We start from the raw sequence: 19865 nt of genomic DNA, 5'->3' as shown, positions 1-19865 counted from the left end.
TGTTTCAGAGTCCGAGAAGTTGTTCGGCATAGCGGGCTATGACGTGATCGAAAGGTTTTTGATCAGGTACACCAGTGAGTCGAATTGCATCTACGAGACGAGTAAGGTCCTCATTGCTGGCCAGTGCAATGAAATCCTTATCGAACACTTGGAGGATTACTCGCTCACGGCGATTGTTGAGGTAGGCGATGTCTAGCGCCAGCACGTCAATCATCTTGCTTGCTGGTGTATCGTCCGACTCGGCTGGTTGAATTTCGCCCGTTTGCAGATAGCGGAAACGCAGTTCGCTGCGCTCATCCATAGGTGAGATGTGCTGCGCTTCATCGAACCAGTTACCTTTGCGGTGACCACAGTGCAGTGGATTGCCAGGCTTGGTTTCGCGCAGGCAGGAGGTATGAAGGTTGTGATACTCCAACGCCAGTTCCTCGTAATGCTCCTGAGGCCTGAAGTGTTCGATATGGCTGTTGGTGGCTTCTATTTCTCTACCGCAGTAGCAGCAGAAGAAGCCTTGTTCCTGCAAGAGGCTATCGTGCAAGTCCCGCTTTTGCGGGTTTTGCAGCGTTGAATAAGTCGGAGTCCACTCATCGTTTGCCGAGTTTTTCCATTCTGTAAATGAAGCGGGTTCAGTTCCTTTGAGCACTCGCTTCATTTTCCGAGGATCTCCTTGCGCCTGATCAACGCCTCGGCTCCGGCAAACTCCGGAAGGTCAGGAGCTTTTTTCTTCAGCGCCTGAAGTTGCGATTGCGCCTTTTTGAGGTCGTTGTCTTCCAGTGTTGAGAACAGCTCTGAAAGCAGTCTTTCAATTTCGGGTTCGCGCTGAGTAACACCCATGACTTCCTCAAGCACACTGCTGGAGTCCAGGCCGTAGGTAACGCGTGGGTGGGATGCATCGCCGTTGTTCAGAACGATGACTTCTTCAGGCTTCAGGCTGCCGATGATTTGAGGTGAGTGGCTGGCGGCGATGAACTGAATTTTCGGGAACGCTGTCTTCAATGCTGGAACGATGTTGCGTTGCCAGGCTGGATGAAGATGAATATCCAGTTCGTCGATGATGACGACACCTGAAGTGTTTTTCAGTACATCCTTGCCCATGTGGGGGTTGAGGATGCACATGCGTCGGGCGATATCGGTGAACAAGGCAACCATGCCACGTTGCCCATCGCTAAGATCGTTAAACGGAAACGTTTTGTCATCGATCATATCTACCATCAAGCTTTGAAGCCTGAGGTCATAGCGAATACCAACGGCGCCAGCGATACCGTGCTTAATAGCAGCGTTAACCCACGTTAGCTCGGTCTCTTTACCCGAGATTGGCGAGCCCGCCTCGAGAAGCCACTGCATACGCTCAAGCGTTTTTCCAATGATCCAGCTTTCGAAGTCCTTCAGATTGGCGGCGGCATCATTCCAGTCGTTGTAACCATCGAGACGAGATAAGCGTTGGCTCGCTGCGAATTCAGATGAAACTGCTGCACCTTTCCAGCGTCGGTCACTGCGATAGAACGCTAGGACTGGTAGGTCAACAGATTCACCTTTATCGATGCGAGAAATTTTTTCCGTTACTTCTACGTCCAGCAAAATATCCGACAGGTGAGGTAGGTCCTGCCTATCTATATGGATACCCCACTGAGACCTATCGAAAATACCTCCAGAAGCAGCAAGTTGAACTGGGTAGCGACGCTCGAATCTGCTGCGACCTTCAAATTTATCTATTACAAATCGAATGTCTTCTTCGGACAGAAATGTTTGGCTCTTTCCTGTTGTTGCTGCTGCGAAGTCTACAAAAGCAGTTGCCACCGCCTGCAACAACGAAGTCTTCCCACTCCCATTAACCCCCACCACCAGATTGAAACCCGGCTGAAAGTCGAAAGTGGCATCTTCGTAGCAACGAAAATTCTGAATGTGGAGACGGTCCAGGCGCATTCTGGCTTCCCTTTACCAAGACTGACGGAATGTCGTCAGTGTACCTTGGCTCGCGATTACCGCTAGGGCGCAGTTGTGGCTAAACCTGTGCAGCCCCCGGCAACAGCGGCAACTTCGCCAGTTTCAACGCAATCAGTAACGCCACCACCAGCAACGCGCCAATAAACAGCCCGATCCCGTTCCACCCACCCAGGTGCCAGAACACCCCTCCCGCCGTGCCGGCAATGCTCGACCCGGCGTAGTAGCTGAACAAATACAGTGACGATGCCTGCCCCTTGGCTTTGGTGGCACGGCGGCCGATCCAGCTGCTCGCCACCGAGTGCGCGCCGAAGAAACCGAAGGTGAAAATCAGCATGCCGATGATCACCACCGGCAGTGGTGTGAGCATGGTCAGGGCGAGGCCGGCGAGCATCAGTACGATGGTGGCCCAAAGCACCTGGCGTCGGCCCAGTTTGTCCGCCAGTGCACCGATCTTCGCCGAGCTGTAGATGCCCGACAGGTACACCACCGAGAGCAGCCCGACGAAGGCCTGGTCCATGTCATACGGGTCGGCCAGCAGGCGATAACCGATGTAGTTGAACAGCGTGACGAACGCGCCCATCAGCACGAAGGCCTCGAGGAACAACAGCGGCAGGCCGGCATCGCGAAAGTGCATGGTGAAGCCGTCGAGCAAGCTGCGCGGGTGCAGCGAGCGAGCGCGGAAGTTGCGCGATTCGGGAAGGATTTTCCAGAACACCGCCGCCGCGATCAGCGCCAGGCCGCCGATCACCAGCATCGCCGTGTGCCAGCTGACGAAGTCGATCAACACCCCGGTAATCAAGCGTCCACACATTCCGCCGATAGCGTTGCCGCCGATGTACAGACCCATCGCCAGGCCGATGTGCTGAGGATGAATCTCTTCGCTCAGGTACGTCATGGCGACCGCCGCCAGGCCGCTCAACGACAAGCCGATCAGCGCGCGCATCACCAACACGCCGTGCCAGCTCGGCATAATCGAACTGGCGATGGTGCACAACGCTGCGGCAAACAGCGCCGTCACCATCACCGGTTTGCGCCCGACACGGTCGGAGATCGGGCCAGTGATCAGCAAACCGATGGCAAGCATGCCGGTGGCCACCGAAAGAATCAGGCTGCTCTGCGCCGCGTTGATGGAGTATTCGTGGGACAGCAGCGGCATCATCGGTTGCACGCAGTACAGCAGTGCAAAAGTCGCGAAGCCGCCGGAGAACAAGGCCAACACCGTGCGCATGAACATAGGCGTGCCTTTTTCGATGTAGATTTCCTTGAACTCGAGCGCGGCGGGCGGAACTTCATGGGCGATTGGAGCGACAGCAGTTTTCACTTCAGACCTCGGGGCAGGCAGCCGGTCAGGCAATGAAAAAAGCATATAGCTGCCTAATGATTCAATCCAATATATTGTTCGACCTGTTTAAGAGGTTTTACGACCTAATGGGGTTTTCATGGAACTGCGTCATTTGCGCTACTTCATCGCCGTCGCCGAAGAACTGCACTTCGGCCGTGCCGCTCAGGTGCTGGGCATCTCGCAACCGCCGTTGAGTCAGCAGATTCAGGCGTTGGAACAGGAGGTCGGCGCGCGATTGTTCGAACGGACCAATCGTCGGGTCGAGCTGAGTGAGGCCGGTCGGCTGTTTCTGGAAGAGGCGCGATTGGTGCTGGCGCAGGTCGATAAAGCGGCTGATGTTGCGCGACGGGCGCAGTTGGGTGAGCTGGGTGAATTGAAGATTGGCTTCACCTCGTCGGCACCGTTCAACTCGACCATTCCTCAGGCGATTTTTTCGTTTCGCCAGCGCTTTCCAGCGGTGCATTTGAGCCTGCGGGAAATGAGCAGCACCCAAGTGGCCGATGCGCTGGTGGACGAGTCGATCGAGGTCGGGATCATGCGGCCGTTGGGGTTGCCGGACTCGCTCAGCGTGGTGGAACTGATGCGAGAGCCGCTGGTAGCCGTGCTCAGTTCCAAGCATCCGTTGGTGCAGGGCAGTGAAGCGGGATTGTTTCTGTCGGCATTGGCGCTCGAACCGTTCGTGTTTTTCCCACGCAGTTATGGCAGTGGTTTGTACGCGCAGTTGATCAGCCTGGCGCGGGATGTCGGTTTCAGCCCGCACTTTGCGCAAGAGGCGGGTGAGGCGATGACGATCATCGGTCTGGTGGCGGCGGGGTTGGGAGTGTCGGTGCTGCCGGCGTCTTATCAGCGGATGCGGATTGATGGCGTGGTTTATCGGCCGTTGCTTGATCCCGACGCGGTTTCGGCTGTGTGGCTGGTGCAGCGCAAGGATCAGAAATCGCCGATGGCGAAGGCGTTTGTGGAGTTGTTGATGCGTAAGGTTGATCCATTGAAATCCTGACGGCTTTGCCGTCAATCGCGGGCAAGCCCGCTCCCACAGTTTCTGCGGTGTGAGCACGATTGTTACGACACTGCCGAACCCTGTGGGAGCGGGCGTGCCCGCGAAAGCGTCCGCAAGAACACTCTAGAAATGGCAGTTGTTGGTGGCTAGGAGGTATTGATCCATCGGAGGTTTCACTCATCACCGTGGGACATTTCCGAACTACCTTGAACAGGCCACAGCGCCTTGCGGCATTGCCTACAACTAATCCAGAATCCGCCGGCTTGTGCGCTTTGGGGGCCATCGGTAACTTGATTCGCATCACTGATTTCCAGTGATCGGGTTTAGTAGCTCGGTGTTTTGCGAAGCGTATTTGCGTTCCATTCAGTCAGGTATTTCTATACCTGCGCTTGATGGCAGCAGTGCGCAGGGCGCCTTCGGGCGCGCCGGCTTCGCGCTTCCCCGGTCTACTAACCTGCGCACAGCTGCCACCCTTTTGATTAGTAGCAACTCGGTGGCCGCATTTTGTAGGAAGCCGAATTATGACTAACACAACAGCAAATCCACCCGACACCGATCCGGACACTCGACGTCAGCCGAGCACAATCTTCTTCGTCTCCCCCGATATCGACAACCTGGCCTTGTTGACATACGCCTGTGAATCCCTGGCATCAGCGAATGTCATGGCGAGCGATTTCGTGAGATATCTGGAGGGATCGCACTGCAACACACTATTGGGCATTCAACAGTCGATCATGCTGGGCGAACTGGCGGTGAACCGGGTGCTGGATAACCTCGATCCACCCTGAGCTATGCAACCGATTGCTCCCGCGCATCCGCGTGGGATCGATCAACAATCCGGTTGAATTATTTGCCCGCTTGTTGCGCAGAATTGATTTATTTCTATGAGTGCCACGGATGCCACTTCTCTATCAGCCCAAAGAAGGCAGCGTACTGATTTGCGATTTCAGGGGGTATGAAGCCCCGGAGATGATCAAGGTCAGGCCTGTTGTCGTGATACGTAAACACAGGACCAACAGTTTATTGGTTACGGTCGTTCCGCTGAGCACCACCGCTCCGGATCGTTTACTCGATCACCATCTGGAACTACACAGTCACCTTCAAGGGGCGAGTCCGACCTGCTGGGCAAAATGCGACATGATTGCGACAGTAAGCCTTTCCAGACTTGACCGAATCAAAAGCCGAGATCGGCATGGCAAACGTATTTTTGTCGTTTCACAACTTGAAACAGATGAGTTCCACGCAATCAAAGTTGCAGTACGTAGCGCCCTTGGCGTGTGATGGCATGAGACACGGCGCTGTTGGGCGAACTGCCAGCCGTTGCTCCCGGCACGGTTTCAAGTGATACTGCCCGCGTTCCCGAAAGGGGCTTGTGAGACTCTGAGGATCCTGGGCAACCAGCCATCGCAGAGCCAGGCAGGTAGATGGCGATGACAAGCCGACCTGTCTGTGAAGGGGCGCCGAAAGGCGCCCTTGTCGTTTCTGGCGTTACGACCAGCGCTTAAAAATCAGCGAAGTATTCACCCCACCAAACGCAAAATTATTGTTCATCACATACTGATTACTCATCTGCCGAAACTCGCCACGCAGGTAATCAAGCTTCCCACAATGCGGATCAACCTCATCAAGGTTGAAGGTGTGCGTGTACAAATCGCTGTTCATCATTTCAATGCTGAACCAGGACTCCAGTGCACCGCACGCTCCCAGTGTGTGGCCGAGAAAACTCTTCTGCGAACTGATCGGCATGTGTTCGCCGAACAGGCTGCTGGTCGCCAGTGTTTCGGCGATGTCGCCCTGTTCGGTCGCGGTGCCGTGACCGTTGACGTAGCCGATGTCCGAAGGCTGCAAACCGGCGTCTTCGAGGGCCAGTTCCATGGCCCGGCGCATGGTGGCCTGCTCCGGACGCGTAGTGTGCTGGCCGTCGGCGTTGCTGCCGAAACCGACGAGTTCAGCGTGAATGTGCGCGCCACGCGCCAGCGCGTGTTCCAGTTCTTCAAGCACCAGCATGCCGCCGCCTTCACCGATCACCAGGCCATCGCGACCGCTGTCGTAGGGACGCGGGGACGTCTGTGGCGCATCGTTTTTCAGGCTGGTGGCGTAGAGCGCATCGAAGACCATCGCTTCGGTGGGGCACAGTTCTTCGGCGCCGCCGGCGAGCATCAAGGGCAGGCGGCCGAACTTGATCGATTCGTAGGCGTAACCAATGCCCTGACTGCCGCTGGTGCAAGCGCTGGAGGTCGGGATCAGCCGGCCGGTGAGACCGAAGAAGATGCTGATGTTCGCCGCCGTGGTGTGCGGCATCATGCGCACGTAGGAGTTGGCGTTCAGGCCTTCGGCCACGGAGTTGAGCAGCATGTTGCCGAACGCCTTGATCTCGTCGGTGCTGCCCGTGGATGAGCCGCACGCGACGCCCATGCGGCCGTCCTTGATCGACGCGTCACCCAGCAAACCCGCATCGGCCAACGCCTTCTCCGCTGCGCCGACAGCCAGGCGCGAAACCCGACCCATGCTGCGCAGCTGCTTGCGCGTCCAGTGGCTCGGCACCTTGAAGTCATCGATGGGCCCGGCCAGGCGCGTGTTGAGTTCAGTGAAACGATCCCACTCGTCCATCCGTCGGATGCCGCTGCGGTTGGCCGCGAAGTTGGCGACGATGGTTTTCCAGTCGCTGCCCAGTGAGGTGATGCCGGCCATGCCGGTGACGACGACGCGCTTCATCAGCACAGGCCTCCGTTGACGGCCAGAACCTGCCGGGTGATGTACGACGCTTCCGCCGACATCAGGAAATTCACCGCGCCGGCCACCTCTTCCGGGGTGCCCATGCGCTGTGCGGGAATCATTTTCATCAGTTCGTCCACCGGCACGTTTTCGTCGAGCATGGCTGTGTCGATCAGGCCGGGTGCGACACAGTTGACGGTGATTTTGCGCTTGCCCAGTTCAATCGCCAACGCTTTTGCCGCGCCGATCAAACCGGCCTTGGAGGCGCTGTAGTTGACCTGTCCGCGATTGCCGATCAACCCCGAAACCGAAGTGATACAGACAATCCGCCCGGCGGCGCGACGACGAATCATCGGCATCATCACCGGGTGCAGCACATTGTAGAAACCGTCGAGGTTGGTGCGCATCACCACATCCCAATCATCCTCGCTCAGCGCCGGAAAAGCACCGTCACGCGTCAGGCCGGCGTTGAGCACCACGCCGTAATAGGCGCCGTGGCTTTCCACGTCGGCTTCGAGAATGGCTTTGCAGCTGGCGCGGTCGGATACATCGAATTGCAGGATGCGCGCGTTGCGGCCCAAGGCTTCGACTTTGATCTTCACGGCCTCAGCGTCTGCAAGCCCGCTGCGGCAATGCAGCACGATGTCATGCCCGGCCTGGGCAAGACGCAACGCAATTGCGCGGCCGATGCCACGGCTGGAACCGGTGACCAGTACGGATTCAGTCATGGCTGCGTCCCTTGTGAAGAGCTTTGTGGGGTTTCATGAAGATATTGAGCGGCCTGAGGCGGGCGAAACACGTTCAGACGAGCGGTGGCGTGAATGCCGGGGGCGTTGATGTGGCATTCGAACACGCCCATGCCGTTGTCGTCCTCCAGCGAGCGAATCCCGTGGATGGTCAGCTCGGTGCCGGCGGGAAAATGTTCGACGTTGCATTCGAATTTTCGGGTGCCGAGCAAAAAGCCCAGCTCCACCGCATCGCCCCGCTGGCGCGCATGGCAACCGGCGTAGGCGGCCACGCTTTGGGCCATCAATTCGATGCCGACCCACGCCGGCAGGCTGCCGTCGGGACGACTGAACAGACCCTCGGGTTTGACGGTAAGGCGGGTGTGGATCTGCTCGTCATCGAACGCGAGGATCTGATCGATGAGGATCATGTCGCCAGCGTGAGGCAGCAGTTCGGCGAGCGGCCAGTCAATCATGGGGCGTCTCCGATAATCAGGCTGACGTTATTGCCACCGAAGGCAAAGGAATTGCTCATCAGGTAGCGAGGTGCAATGGACGCCAGGCGATTGGCCGGGGTCACCCACTTCAGGGCCGGCAGTTCAGGGTCGGGCTGGCCGTCCCAGACATGCGGCGGCAACGCATGTTTTTGATTGTCAGCGCTCAGGCTCAACCAGCAGAACGCCGCTTCCAGTGCGCCGGCCGCTCCGAGGGTGTGGCCGGTCATCGGTTTGGTCGACGAACACGGTACTCCGGTCGGAAACAGCGCCGTCACCGCCAGGCTTTCCATGGCGTCGTTGTGCTGGGTGGCGGTGCCGTGCAGGTTCAGGTAACCGATCTGTTCAGGTTGCAGGTTCGCCCGGCTCAAGGCTTTGCGCATCGCTTGCAGGGCGCCACGGCCGGTCGGTTCCGGCGCGGAAATGTGGTGCGCATCGGAGCTGGCGCCACTGCCCAACAGGGCAATCGATTGTTTGTCGCCAGCCACTTTGGTCATCAGGAACAGCACCGCCGCTTCGCCGATGTTGATGCCGTTGCGGTTGACCGAGAACGGGTTGCAGCGTTGTTCGGACACCGCTTCCAACGCCGAGAACCCGTTGAGGGTCAGTTTGCACAAAGTGTCGACGCCGCCGCACAGCACCGCGTCGCACAGGCCCAGGTCCAGCAGGCGCTGGGCACTCATCAGCGCCCGGGCGCTGGAGGTGCAGGCCGTGGAAATCACATAGGCCGGGCCGCTGAGTTGCAGCCAGTCGGCAAGGAAATTCGCTGGCGCGCCGAGTTCCTGTTGCTGATAGTCGTAATCGGCCGGGAACTGATGCTCGCGGATGTAATGAGCCAACCCGTGACTGGCTTCATCAATGCCGGAAGTGCTGGTGCCGAGGATCACGCCGATGCGGTCGCGGCCGTAAGTCTGGATTGCTTGATCGATGTCGTCGCGGATTTGCAGCGCGGCTTCCAGCAACAACTGATTGTTGCGGCTGCTTTGCTTCGCCAGTTCCGCCGGGATCGGCGCCAGTTCGCCGCGCACTGCGGCCACCGGCAACGAGCGCTCCGGCACCCAGCCGGCCTCGCTGCGCATGCCGGAACAGTCACCGGCAAACAGATTGCGCGCGACTTCCTGTTTGTCGCGGCCCAGGGCGCAGATCACCCCGAGGGCGTTGAGGTAGGCGGTCATGGCATCTCACCGCTCAGGGGTGAGACTAGATACTTCGGACCTTTGGGCAGGTTCAATTCAAAGCTCAACGGTTGTGAGTAACGGACTTCCCAGTGCGACGGCAGGGAGCGTTGTGCGCCATGCTGCCAGGCGCCGGGGTAGTTGCCAGGCAGTTCATCTTTGGGCGTCAGCGCAAACAGCAAAGCGGCGAACAATTCCCGTGCTTCCGGATTGGGCGGCAGCAAGCCGTCAGCCTGCCATTGGCCGTCGATCAGTTTCTGACGTGCCTGTGGAATGCCCAGCAAGTCCATCATCGACCAGCGAATGCTGGGGCCTTCACGGGCAATCACCAGCACCCAATCCTGACGCTGGCCGTCCAGCAGACGCTGGATGTGCAATTGTTGTGGCAACGGCACGTTCGGGGTTTGCTCGGGCAGCGGCGCCTGGCTGGCGCAGGCGCACAGCAACAACGCGCACCCTGTAGGAGCGAGCTTGCTCGCGATGGACATCAACGATAATGCGTACTGTCTGAATAAACGCGTTGTCCAGACGTTTTTCGCGAGCAAGCTCGCTCCTACAGTAAACATCACACATCACCTTCAAGCGGTTTACGCGCCACCACGTTGACCAGGGTTTCTACCCGTTGGCCAAAGGGTTTTGGCTGGCGCAGACCAAAGCGTTCAAACAGGCCGAAATCCTTGGCGCGACTCCACCACAAGTACGGATAAGACACGTTTTGCGGGCCGAATTCGAAACCCTGGCGACGAATCATTTCAAGGTACTCGGCAGCGCTCTTTTGCACGTGCATCGGATGGCGGAACAACCAGCGAATCACCCACGTATCAATGTAAGCCTCGGTGGATTCGGCGAACAGCAGATAACCGCCGGGCTTGAGCACGCGGTAGAACTCGGCCAGTGCCTTTTCCTGTTCCACCAGATGGTGGAAGGTCTGGTGACAGAACAGCAGATCGACACTGGCATCCGGCACGGCAAGCGTGGCGCAGTCGCTGCCGATCAACTCCACGTCCATGCTCTGACGGACGGCTTCTTCGCGGCTCAGGTCAAGGCTGTGCGGGTCGGCGTCCACACCGATCAGGCGTTGTGGCGCAAAGGTCTGGCGCAGGTACTGGAACGACTTGCCCTGGCCGCATCCGGCATCCAGCAACACCGGGTTGCCTGGCAACGGCCCGCTGAACAGGCTGCGCAGGTCATTGATCGCGACGCGCAACACATGATGCTGCCAGGTGTGGCTGCGCAGGAACCAGAAACCGAACCGGGTTTCTTCGACGTAGTTTTCGCTCAAGTAGCTCAAGAGGCATCACTCGCGCAAATGTCCGACAGCATGCGTAACCGGCGCTTGGCTTCGCTGACGAACGGATTACGCTCGTCCCACGCATAACCGGCCAGGATCGAGCTGATCATGCGGCGAATATCCGCAGAGCCGCCCTCGTGATAAATCACGTCCTGGAACGTCCCGGCGTACCAGCCTTCGACATAGCAACGGAAAGTGTCTACGCCGCGCTTGAGCGGTTCGGCGAACTCGGTCTTCCAGTCGACGCTTTCTCCTTGCAACTGGCGGTGCAGGACGCCAGCAGCCATGCTCGCCGAGCGCATGGCGATGGTCACGCCGGAGGAGAACACCGGGTCGAGGAATTCCGCCGCATTGCCCAGCAACGCAAAGCCAGGACCGTGCAGGGTTTTGACGTTGGCCGAATACCCGCCGATGGTGCGCGCCGGCGTATCCCACACGGCGTTGTTCAGCACGCCGGAGAGGCTTGGGGTTTCAGCGATGAACCCGCGCAGGCAGTCGTCCAGATTTTCCGCGCGGCCCTCGAAATGTTCTGCCGCCGCGACCACGCCCACCGAGCAGCGGCCGTTGCTGAACGGGATGGTCCAGAACCAGACATCGCGTTGGGTCGGGTGAGTGGTGACGAGGATTTTCGTGCGGTCGAAATTCGGGTGGTCGATGTGGTCTTCGACGTGGGTGAACACCGCTTGGCGCACCGGAAAGTTCGACGGTGCTTCGAGGTCGAGCAAGCGCGGCAGGACGCGACCATAGCCGCTGGCATCGAGCATGAAATCAGCCTCGATGCGGTATTCGCTGCCGTCCTCGCGTTGCACGCCGAGCAGCGGTTTTTGCCGCTCTATATCTACACTGGCGATTGTTTCGCCGTAACGGATTTCCACGCCTTGCAACGCGGCCTGATCGGCCAGCAGCTTATCGAAATCGGCGCGCTGGACTTGGAAGGTGGTGGGCTTGCCGTTGCTGAACGTGTCGCCGAAATCGAAGGTACTGTAGTGCTCGCCCCAGGCGAATGCCGCGCCGGTTTTCAATTGGAATCCGGCGGCGTTCACCGCCTCGAGCATGCCGGCTTCTTCGACGAAATCCAGGCAGTGCGACAGCAGGCTTTCGCCGATGGAGAACCTTGGGAAATGCTGGCGCTCGATCACCAGAACGTCATGCCCTTTGCGCTTGAGCAGCGCGGCGGCAATGGCGCCCGATGGGCCGGCGCCGATGATCACGACCTGACGACGTTCCATTTCAACGGTTGGCATGGGGGCTCCTTGCCGGGACGGCAGCTTTCAAAGGGATTCGGTGCATGCCGACCAATGCCGGCAGCAATGTCGCGATCAGGCCCATCAGCATCAGCGCAAAGTACAGCGGCGGGCTGATGAGTTGTTGTTGCAGCAGCAGGTTGAGAAAGACGATCTCGCTCAAGCCGCGAATATTCAGCAGCACACTTTCGCGCCAGCGACTGGCGCCGGCAAACGAGGCGCCGGCCCAGCCAAGTCCCAGCCAGTTGCCCAGCAGTTTGCTGACAATCGGCAACAGCAACAGTGCGGCCAGTTGCAGCCAGCCAAGGCTGTCCATGGCGCTGTGGACGTTGATCTGCACGATGCCGAACGTGAGGATCAGCGGGATCGCGATCCAGGTCTGCAAGCGGTTCATCCAGATCGCCGGCACTGGCAACACCAGCGGCACCTTCAACGCGGCCATGCACAGCAGATAGCCGATGCCGACCATCAGCGCATTGAGTTTGTAGTGCTCGGCCACCACCAGCAGCGCGAAGAAACATCCGCTGTACAGCCGTGGTTGGCGCAGGCCGAGTACGCGCAACAGCAAGGGCACGCACGCGCAGGCCAAGGGCAGCAGCAGGCTGCTCAGGTGCAGGCTGCCCTGGGCGATGGCGAACAGCGTCCAGCAGGTGAGGTCGATCAGGATCGCAGTCTGCACCAGGCGCCGGGTGGCGGTGGTCGGGTAACCGATATGCCGCAAGTACAGATACAACACTGGGATCGCGGTGATGGCGAACAGCAGACCGACCGCCAGCGAACTGATCCACGGCTGTGGCGGTAGCAACCAAATCGCGGTGGCCAGGCCGCAGGCAAACGGCACGCAGAAACTCGGCAGGGCGACTTTCAGGCTCTGGCGATCGAGTCGCAGATCGATCACGTCGCTGAGGATGTAGCCCAGCAACAGCGCGAAACTCAGGCTGTAGAGGTTTTTCAGCCAGATCGGCGCGACCAGCGTCGCGCCGCTCAATTGCCAGTGGGGTTCGATCCAGAAATACATCAGCAACGGCAGACCGACGGTGGCCAGCAACAACTGGCTGACAATCGGGATCAGGCCGAAGTGACGACCGACCCGCGTGGCCACGGCGAACAACGCCAGGGCCATCGCCCAGAACAGGACGACCATCACGCTGCTGACTCCGCGACGCTGGTCGCATGCACGTGTCGCCCGGCCCACGGTGCAAGCAGGAAGCTGAAGGCCAGACCCAGGCTCACCGACAGTCCGAAGTTACTCACCGCCGGTGTACTGGACACCGCCAGCAAACCGAACGACAGCCAGGTGGTCAGCGCCGCCAGCAAGGTGCCCAGCAGGCTCACGGCGGCACCGCCGACCTGTTCGCGCATGAGGATCGCGTAATCGACGCTGATCGCTGTCACCAGCAGCAGACCGAACAGGCTGAACAACGTCAGCGGCTGACCGAGCCAGCCGAGACTGGCAAGGCTGCACAGCGCCGCCAGCAGCGGCAGCGAGACAATTCGCAGCGCGCCGCCGAGGCCGAACGGCAAAATCAGCACCAGCACGATCAGCACGCAGGAGGCGAGTTTCAGTTCGGCGGCGCTGATCTGGGTTTTGGCAAACACGTTGTTCAACTCACCCAGGCGATCCACCAGTTCCACGCCCGGCAGATCCAGCGCCTGAACCCGCAGCAGCGCGGGGTTGTTCAGTCCTTGCAGGCTGACCATCGCCGCGACGCCGTCTTCGGTCGGGCCCAGCCACAGTGTGCGATAGGGTTCGGCCAATGGGCCGGCCAGCGCGCTGTCGATGTCTTCAACAGGCAACGCTTGCAGCTTCGCCAGCTCGGCTTTCAGCGCTTCAAGCGGCACGCCGACGTCAAGCAGTGGTTGCCAGAATTGCGGTAACTTGTTCAGCGCTTCGCGTATCTGGTGTTGCTCGCGGGGCTGGCTGACCAGTTGATTGAGCGACAGATAGCCCTGGAGTTTGTCCAGGTTGACCAACTGATCCAGGCGCTCGCTCAACGCGGTTTGGCGTTCGAGCAATTCTTGCTGATTGGCGGCCCGCACCAGGAAGAACTGGCTGGTGGGTTGGTAGCCGGTGATGTGCGCGATGGTCCGGGCTTCGTCCGTCAATTGCTGCGGTGCGCCGACCCATTGGCGAATGTCGTTTTTGCTGTCGAGCTGCAACAGGCCGCCGACGCAGAAGGCGATCAGCAGCGCCAGCAGCACCGGCGTTTTCGCGATCCTGAGTAGCGCTTCACGACGATCCAGCAAATATTCGGACACCCGCAGCGGCCACTGCGCGGGGCGCAAATCCGTACCCTTGAGCAACGCGGGCAGCAGGCACACCGCTGACAGGTAAGCACCGAGCAGCCCAGCGGCGGAGAACACGGCGATCTGGGTCAGGGCCGGGAAAGGCGTCCAGGCCAGCGCGAGGTAGCCGATGCAACTGGTGATCAAACTCAGCGTCAGGCCTGGCAAGGTCAGGCGCAACGCCGGCCAGCTGTGCCAGGGTTTCAGGCTCCAGCTCTTGGACAGATAGTGCAGCGGGTAATCGACCGCGACGCCGATCAGGCTGGAGCCGAGCACCAGCGTCATCACATGCATATGACCGAACAGCGCCACACACGCCACCGCGCCGAACAGCATGCCCACCAGCACCGGGACAAACGCCAGCAACACCCGCAAACGGCGGAAGGCCAGCAACAACAGCAACAGAATGCCGACGGTGGCGCCGCCGCCGACCCAGGTGATTTCCCGGGTGGCTTGTTGTTGACCGGCTGCTGCGTATAGCAAACCGCTGGCGGCCAGCAGTTGCACATCGGTCTGAGCCGCTTCTTCGCGGCTGTGCTTGAGCAGATCGGCCACTTGCAGCGGCAGGTTCATGTCAAAGGCGTTGCCGGTGGTGCGCGCCCGCAACAACACCCAGCTCTTGCCGTCGGCCTCGGCGACCAGTGCGCCGCTGCCGATGTCCAGTTGCACCGAACCGTGTTGCGGCTGGCTGTTCTGGATGCGTCCGGTCAGGCCCAGCCAGTCATCCTGGCTCGGCACCAGGCTGAAACCGGTAAACGGGTCGAACAGCGCCTGCACCCGTTGCTGGATAAAAGCGTCGGGGTGCTCGATCAGTTGCTGCCGATCCGTTGCCGAAAGCATCGCCAACCGGCCTTGCAGCAACTGCGTGCGCAGTGCCGGCAAGTCGGCTTGCAGGGTCCACTGGACCTTTTCGAATACGCCGCTGGCCTGCCATTGCTCGCCCAGTTTCTGCGCCATGGCGACGGCTTGCTGGCGATCCTTGTGACCGACCAGCACCAGCATTTCGCGGTTCAGCGGTTCCTGCATGCGTTGTTCGGCACGCAGTTCCAGCGCGTCCGGCGCCGTACCGGGCACCAGTTCCATCAGGTTGGCCGACAGCGGTGCGCCGTCCCGCCATTGCCAACCGGCGAGCGCGAGCACTGCCAGCAGCAGGATCAGAAACAGGCGTGGAAGCGTGCGTTCACTCGGCAAAGTCATGTTGCTCCGCGTCGCTCAACGGTTGGGCGCTGGTGCTGTCCTGCATGCGCAACAAGGTGCTGTCGCCCTGGGTTTCCAGCAGTTCGATGGTGCTCACCAATTCGCCACCGGTGATGTTGATCTGATTGAACACCTGCTTGAGCAGCAGCGAGCGCGGAATAAGGGTCAGTGTCCAGTTCTGCGCATCGCCGCTCAGGGACAGTTCGAAGTCCCGTTGCAGCCCGCTGCTGTCGCCTTGCAGCACGGCGAGGAACAAGCGGTTCTGCTCGGCACCGGCACTTTTACTTGGCAGCATCTGCCAACCGCTGGCGTCTCGTCGCGCGATGCCCTTGGCGGTGATGCGGTAATCCTGTTGCAGCGGAGTTTTCAGCAGCCAGAGCAGGCCGTGGTTTTTCGCGAGGACGAAGGTGCCCTTGCTGGTCAGCGGCTGAGGCAGGGCGCGCAGGTGTTTTTCCTGGATGAAATTGCCGTGGATCACGTCAGGCTTGGCCAGTTGATCGCTGAGTTGTTGCAGATCGAAGGCGTGAGCAAGCGATGACAACCCGAGTAGCACCAAAGCACCGAGCCATTTGAGCCCTTGCTCGCGCTGGGCAGCGTAGCGGCCCCAAAATTGGCGGGTTTGTGAGTGCTGCGCACTCAAGCGCGAGCAAGCTCGCTCGCCACAAGGAATTGGCCTGGTATCAAAAGGGGTGTCGATTCCTGGAGTCATGCCAGCATCCTTTCTACGGCATCGGTGAAGATTTTGGGCGAGGCCAATTGCATTTCCCGGCTGCTCATGTCGACGGCCACCTGCACGGAGCTGGCACGGGTCAAACGTTCACCGGTTTCCAGATCGCTGATCAGGTAATTGATCTTCAACCGATTCTCCCACTCCACCAGATTCGCCCGCACATTCAGCTTCTGACCAAACACCGCGCCGCGCACGTAGCGCAATTGCAGATCGATCACCGGCCAGGCGTAACCTGACTCGACCATGGCGGTGTAGTTGTGGCCGATCCTGTCCAGCAACGCGCAGCGGGCGATTTCCAGATATTTGACGTAATGGCCGTGCCAGACGACGTTCATGGTGTCGACGTCAAAGAACGGCACGAGGATTTCCGTATCGGTGTGAAGCACTCCCTTGCTACGCATGCAGCCTCCAGTGTTGCTCGGCAATCCGTTTCAGGCACAGGCGCAATTCACCTTCCAGTGCGCGGTCTTCGATGACTGGCGGGAAGTCCTTGGCCAGTTCTTCGTGCATGGCAGCGAGGGCGGGTGGCAACGGCCGGGCGTCCTTGGCCTTACTGCGCAGCCACACGCCTTGATTGGCGGCGAGCAGAGTAGCGGCGGCGACCTGTTCGGTCAGTTCCAGCACGCGAATCGCATCGCGGGCGGCGATGGTGCCCATGCTCACCTTGTCCTGGTTGTGGCATTCGGTAGAGCGCGAGAACACGCTGGCCGGCATGGTGTTTTTCAGGGCTTCGGCGGTCCAGGCGCTGGTGCCGATCTGCACGGCCTTGAAGCCGTGATTGAGCATCGCGCGATCCGCTGTGGCGCCGGACAAATTGCTCGGCAAGCCATGGTTGTAACGCTCGTCCACCAGTAGTGCGAGTTGACGGTCGAGCAAGTCGGCAACGTTGGCCACCAGGTTTTTCAGGCTGTCCATGGCGAACGCGATGTGGCCGCCGTAGAAGTGCCCACCGTGCAGTACGCGCTCGGCTTCGGCGTCGATGATCGGGTTGTCGTTGGCGCTGTTGAGTTCGATCTCGATGAACGAGCGCAGCCAGTTCAGGCTGTCGGCCAATACGCCCAGCACGTGGGGCGCGCAACGCAGGGAATAGCGGTCTTGCAGACGATGCAGCGGTGCGGTCGGCGCGTCGATCGCCAGATCCTTGCGCAGCCACGCGGCGACTTGCATCTGCCCCGGATGCGGTTTGGCGGCGAACAGGCGCTCGTCGAAATGTTCCGGATTGCCTTGCAGCGCGACCACGTTCAGCGCGGTGATGCGGGTGGCCAGTTGCAGCAGGTAATCGGCGCGGGCGTAGGCCAGGCAGGCGAGGCCAGTCATCACGGCAGTGCCGTTCATCAGTGCCAGCGCTTCTTTCGGACGCAGCACCAGCGGCTCCCAGCCGAGTTCGCGATGCACGTCCGCGGCTTGACGGCGTTCGCCACGGAACATCACTTCGCGCTCGCCGGACAAGGTCGCGGCGACATAGGACAGTGGCGTCAAATCACCGCTGGCGCCCACCGAACCCTCTTCCGGGATCAGCGGCAGGATGTCGTGTTCGAGGAACGCTTGCAGGCGTTCCAGCAGTTCCACGCGCACCCCGGACACGCCGTGGCACAGTGACTGCAAACGCGCCGCGAGCACCGCGCGGGTGGCCTGGGCGTCGAGCAGTTTGCCCAGCCCGCAGCCGTGGAACGTGTACAGATGACGGGGCAACGCCTCGACGTGATGCAACGGCACCGCGACCACGCAGGAATCGCCGTAACCGGTGGTCACGCCGTAAATCACGCCTTCCTTGTCCAGCAGGGAATCGAGGAATCGCGCGCCCTTGGCGATACGCTCGCGGTACGCAGGATCGTCCTGCAACTGCGTCGGCACCTGACGGTTGGCCAGGGCCAGCACGTCTTCGATGCGCAAAGGGAGTTCGCCGAAGGTTACCGGCTCAAGCGTTGGCGTCGTCATCGGTCTTCCAGAAAGGGTAAAAGTTGAACCATTGTTGAGGCGCTTCAAGGCAATAGTGACCCAGGCGCTCGGCGTAGCGGGAGGCCCACTGATGAATGACCTGTTCGCGATCGCTGCGCTTCCAGGTGATCGCGTCGGCGAAGGGCTCGAGGGTCAGCCGGTAATCGCCGTCGGGTTTCTTCAGGCACAGCAGCAGGTTGACCGGGCATTTCAACAGCCCGGCCAGCAGCCACGGGCCTTGTGGAAATTTTGCCGGGTGGCCGAGGAAGTCCACGGTCACGCTGCGCCCGCCGTGCAACGGCACGCGATCACCGGCAATCGCCAGCCACTCGCCGCGTTCCAAGCGCTCGTGCAGTTGCAGCATGATCACCGGGTCGAGCTCGCTGACCTGGATCAGGCGCAGATTGGTCGCGCCGGCTTCGCCCAGCAAACGGTTGAACTGCTCGGCGTGCTTGGTGTGCACCAGCACGTTCATCGTGACCTTTTCGCCGATCTCCGCCAACGCACGGCACACTTCGAGATTGCCCAAATGGGCACCCACCAGCAATTGCCCGCGGCTGCCACGCAACTGATTGCGCAGCAGCGCCGGGTCGATGATTTCGATCTGCTCGATGCTCAGCTTGCCGTTCCACACGTCGAGCTTGTCGAGCATCGAATCGGCGAAGGCCATGAACTGACCGAAAACGCGCCAGTGAGTCGGGCGCAATTCGTCGCGACCGCTCCAGTCGGTGAGGCGTTGCTGGTATTGCCAGGCGCTGTGGCGGGCACTGCGACCGAACAGGAAAAAGTACAGCACGATGCCGTACAACAGCGGGCTCAACAGTCGGCGGCCGAGTACCTTGGCGCCGAACGCGGTGAGTTTCATCAGCCAGAAACTGCCGCGCTCCTGGCGGTCGGCCCAATGCTCTTTGCCTACGTTGCTGCTCATGCTCGCCACCGTCGCCAGAGGATCACCGGCGCCCGCAGCAACATGCCGAAGAACAGCCGGGTGTGCATGCTCGAAATCAGCACATTGTCGTGGAACATACGGAAATGCGAGACGCCGTCCAGCGGGTAATGCACCTTGGTGGGCAGCCACTGCATCGGCTGATTGCGCCAGGCCAGGCGCACCAGAATGTCCGAGTCGAAGTCCATGCGCTTGCCGATCCTCGCCGCGTCGATCAGCGCCAGGGTCGGCGGCAATGGATAGACGCGGAAGCCGCACATGGAATCGCGAATCTGCAGCGACAGCGTGTTGATCCAGACCATCACGTGCGTCAGGTAACGGGCGTACAGGCGACCTTTCGGCACGCTGGCGTCGTATTGCGGATAGCCGCAGATCACTGCGCGCGGATGGGCGCGTGAGTGTTCGAGGAAAGTCGCGACGTCTTGCAGGTCGTGCTGACCGTCGGCGTCCACCTGCAAGGCATGGCTGAAGCCCAGACGCGAGGCTTCGCGCAGGCCGGTCATGACCGCGCCGCCCTTGCCCTGATTGTCGGCGAGGCGGATCAGGTAAACCATCTCGCGCCGGGCCAGTTGATCGAGCACCGCCGCGCAGGACGGGTCGCTGGCGTCGTCTACCAGAATGCACGGCAGGCCGTGGGCGATCAGCGCATCGACCACGGTGGTGATGGCGGTTTCGTGGTTGTAGACGGGCACTATGGCGCAGGGGTTATGCATGAGCTGAAACCTCCGCAAAACCCTTGTGGCGAGGGAGCTCGCTCCCGTTCGAGTGCGAAGCACTCGCCATGAAATCGGCGCCGAATCGTTTTGGGTCTGCTTCGCAGCCCAGCGGGAGCAAGCTCCCT

At 60.3% G+C, this 19865-nt stretch carries 20 protein-coding genes; 3 read left to right on the top strand and 17 right to left on the bottom strand.

Going from position 1 to position 19865, the window contains the following annotated elements; all coding sequences use genetic code 11:
* Positions 1–4: 4 nt before the first annotated feature.
* The 3 genes from ACYZTL_RS13490 to ACYZTL_RS13480 all read right to left on the bottom strand — a co-directional run bounded on the left by ACYZTL_RS13490 (position 5) and on the right by ACYZTL_RS13480 (position 3262).
* Positions 5–649, bottom strand: coding sequence for a retron system putative HNH endonuclease (locus ACYZTL_RS13490; protein ID WP_461952206.1), 645 nt, complete (start codon positions 647–649; stop codon positions 5–7).
* A complete protein-coding gene (locus ACYZTL_RS13485) occupies positions 646–1920 on the bottom strand; it encodes an AAA family ATPase (RefSeq protein WP_461952205.1) in 1275 nt (424 codons plus the stop codon). Before ACYZTL_RS13485 ends, ACYZTL_RS13490 begins: the two co-directional genes overlap by 4 nt.
* 79 nt (positions 1921–1999) lie before the next feature.
* Complete coding sequence (locus ACYZTL_RS13480; protein WP_461952204.1) at positions 2000–3262, bottom strand: MFS transporter; 1263 nt, start codon at positions 3260–3262, stop codon at positions 2000–2002.
* A gap of 118 nt (positions 3263–3380) precedes the next feature.
* Between ACYZTL_RS13480 and ACYZTL_RS13475 the strand changes: the two genes are divergently transcribed.
* From ACYZTL_RS13475 to ACYZTL_RS13465, 3 genes are all read left to right on the top strand, one after another.
* Positions 3381–4283, top strand: coding sequence for a LysR family transcriptional regulator (locus ACYZTL_RS13475; RefSeq protein ID WP_461952203.1), 903 nt, complete (start codon positions 3381–3383; stop codon positions 4281–4283).
* Positions 4284–4804: 521 nt separating this feature from the next.
* Complete coding sequence (locus ACYZTL_RS13470) at positions 4805–5071, top strand: DUF6124 family protein (protein ID WP_461952202.1); 267 nt, start codon at positions 4805–4807, stop codon at positions 5069–5071.
* 109 nt (positions 5072–5180) lie between these two features.
* The gene (locus ACYZTL_RS13465; RefSeq protein WP_461952201.1) at positions 5181–5564 is read left to right on the top strand and encodes a type II toxin-antitoxin system PemK/MazF family toxin; all 384 of its coding nucleotides are present in this window, start codon (positions 5181–5183) and stop codon (positions 5562–5564) included.
* Positions 5565–5771: 207 nt separating this feature from the next.
* Here ACYZTL_RS13465 and ACYZTL_RS13460 read toward each other — a convergent pair whose 3' ends face one another.
* The 14 genes from ACYZTL_RS13460 to ACYZTL_RS13395 all read right to left on the bottom strand — a co-directional run bounded on the left by ACYZTL_RS13460 (position 5772) and on the right by ACYZTL_RS13395 (position 19737).
* Positions 5772–6998 (bottom strand): beta-ketoacyl-ACP synthase, encoded by a 1227-nt coding sequence (locus ACYZTL_RS13460; RefSeq protein ID WP_461952200.1) that lies wholly within the window; start codon positions 6996–6998, stop codon positions 5772–5774.
* Positions 6998–7726, bottom strand: a complete 729-nt coding sequence (gene fabG / locus ACYZTL_RS13455; RefSeq protein ID WP_461952199.1) for a 3-oxoacyl-ACP reductase FabG — start codon at positions 7724–7726, stop codon at positions 6998–7000. The genes ACYZTL_RS13460 and fabG overlap by 1 nt, the downstream gene beginning before the upstream one ends.
* Positions 7723–8199, bottom strand: a complete 477-nt coding sequence (locus ACYZTL_RS13450; protein ID WP_461952198.1) for a hotdog family protein — start codon at positions 8197–8199, stop codon at positions 7723–7725. Before ACYZTL_RS13450 ends, fabG begins: the two co-directional genes overlap by 4 nt.
* The gene (locus ACYZTL_RS13445; protein WP_461952197.1) at positions 8196–9392 is read right to left on the bottom strand and encodes a beta-ketoacyl-[acyl-carrier-protein] synthase family protein; all 1197 of its coding nucleotides are present in this window, start codon (positions 9390–9392) and stop codon (positions 8196–8198) included. The genes ACYZTL_RS13450 and ACYZTL_RS13445 overlap by 4 nt, the downstream gene beginning before the upstream one ends.
* Positions 9389–9880: a hypothetical protein gene (locus tag ACYZTL_RS13440; RefSeq protein ID WP_461952196.1), complete on the bottom strand. Its 492-nt coding sequence runs from the start codon at positions 9878–9880 to the stop codon at positions 9389–9391. Before ACYZTL_RS13440 ends, ACYZTL_RS13445 begins: the two co-directional genes overlap by 4 nt.
* Positions 9881–9957: 77 nt before the next feature.
* Positions 9958–10683, bottom strand: coding sequence for a class I SAM-dependent methyltransferase (locus ACYZTL_RS13435; RefSeq protein ID WP_461952195.1), 726 nt, complete (start codon positions 10681–10683; stop codon positions 9958–9960).
* The gene (locus ACYZTL_RS13430; RefSeq protein WP_461952194.1) at positions 10680–11927 is read right to left on the bottom strand and encodes an NAD(P)/FAD-dependent oxidoreductase; all 1248 of its coding nucleotides are present in this window, start codon (positions 11925–11927) and stop codon (positions 10680–10682) included. The genes ACYZTL_RS13435 and ACYZTL_RS13430 overlap by 4 nt, the downstream gene beginning before the upstream one ends.
* Entirely contained in the window at positions 11914–13071 is a 1158-nt protein-coding gene (locus tag ACYZTL_RS13425) for a cation:proton antiporter (RefSeq protein WP_461954304.1), read from the bottom strand. Before ACYZTL_RS13425 ends, ACYZTL_RS13430 begins: the two co-directional genes overlap by 14 nt.
* On the bottom strand, positions 13071–15410 hold the full coding sequence (locus ACYZTL_RS13420; protein WP_461952193.1) for an MMPL family transporter: 2340 nt from the start codon (positions 15408–15410) through the stop codon (positions 13071–13073). Before ACYZTL_RS13420 ends, ACYZTL_RS13425 begins: the two co-directional genes overlap by 1 nt.
* Positions 15394–16119, bottom strand: coding sequence for an outer membrane lipoprotein carrier protein LolA (locus tag ACYZTL_RS13415; protein WP_461952192.1), 726 nt, complete (start codon positions 16117–16119; stop codon positions 15394–15396). Before ACYZTL_RS13415 ends, ACYZTL_RS13420 begins: the two co-directional genes overlap by 17 nt.
* Positions 16116–16541, bottom strand: coding sequence for an acyl-CoA thioesterase (locus ACYZTL_RS13410; protein WP_461952191.1), 426 nt, complete (start codon positions 16539–16541; stop codon positions 16116–16118). Before ACYZTL_RS13410 ends, ACYZTL_RS13415 begins: the two co-directional genes overlap by 4 nt.
* Positions 16534–18078 carry an HAL/PAL/TAL family ammonia-lyase gene (locus ACYZTL_RS13405; protein WP_461952190.1) on the bottom strand — a complete coding sequence of 515 codons (1545 nt, stop codon included), beginning with the start codon at positions 18076–18078 and terminating at the stop codon, positions 16534–16536. Before ACYZTL_RS13405 ends, ACYZTL_RS13410 begins: the two co-directional genes overlap by 8 nt.
* Entirely contained in the window at positions 18059–19006 is a 948-nt protein-coding gene (locus ACYZTL_RS13400) for an LpxL/LpxP family acyltransferase (protein WP_461952189.1), read from the bottom strand. Before ACYZTL_RS13400 ends, ACYZTL_RS13405 begins: the two co-directional genes overlap by 20 nt.
* Positions 19003–19737 (bottom strand): glycosyltransferase family 2 protein, encoded by a 735-nt coding sequence (locus ACYZTL_RS13395; RefSeq protein WP_461952188.1) that lies wholly within the window; start codon positions 19735–19737, stop codon positions 19003–19005. The genes ACYZTL_RS13400 and ACYZTL_RS13395 overlap by 4 nt, the downstream gene beginning before the upstream one ends.
* Positions 19738–19865: the final 128 nt, after the last annotated feature.

This window comes from Pseudomonas sp. LB3P81, assembly GCF_054897965.1.
This window is presented reverse-complemented; position numbering and strand designations above follow the sequence as displayed.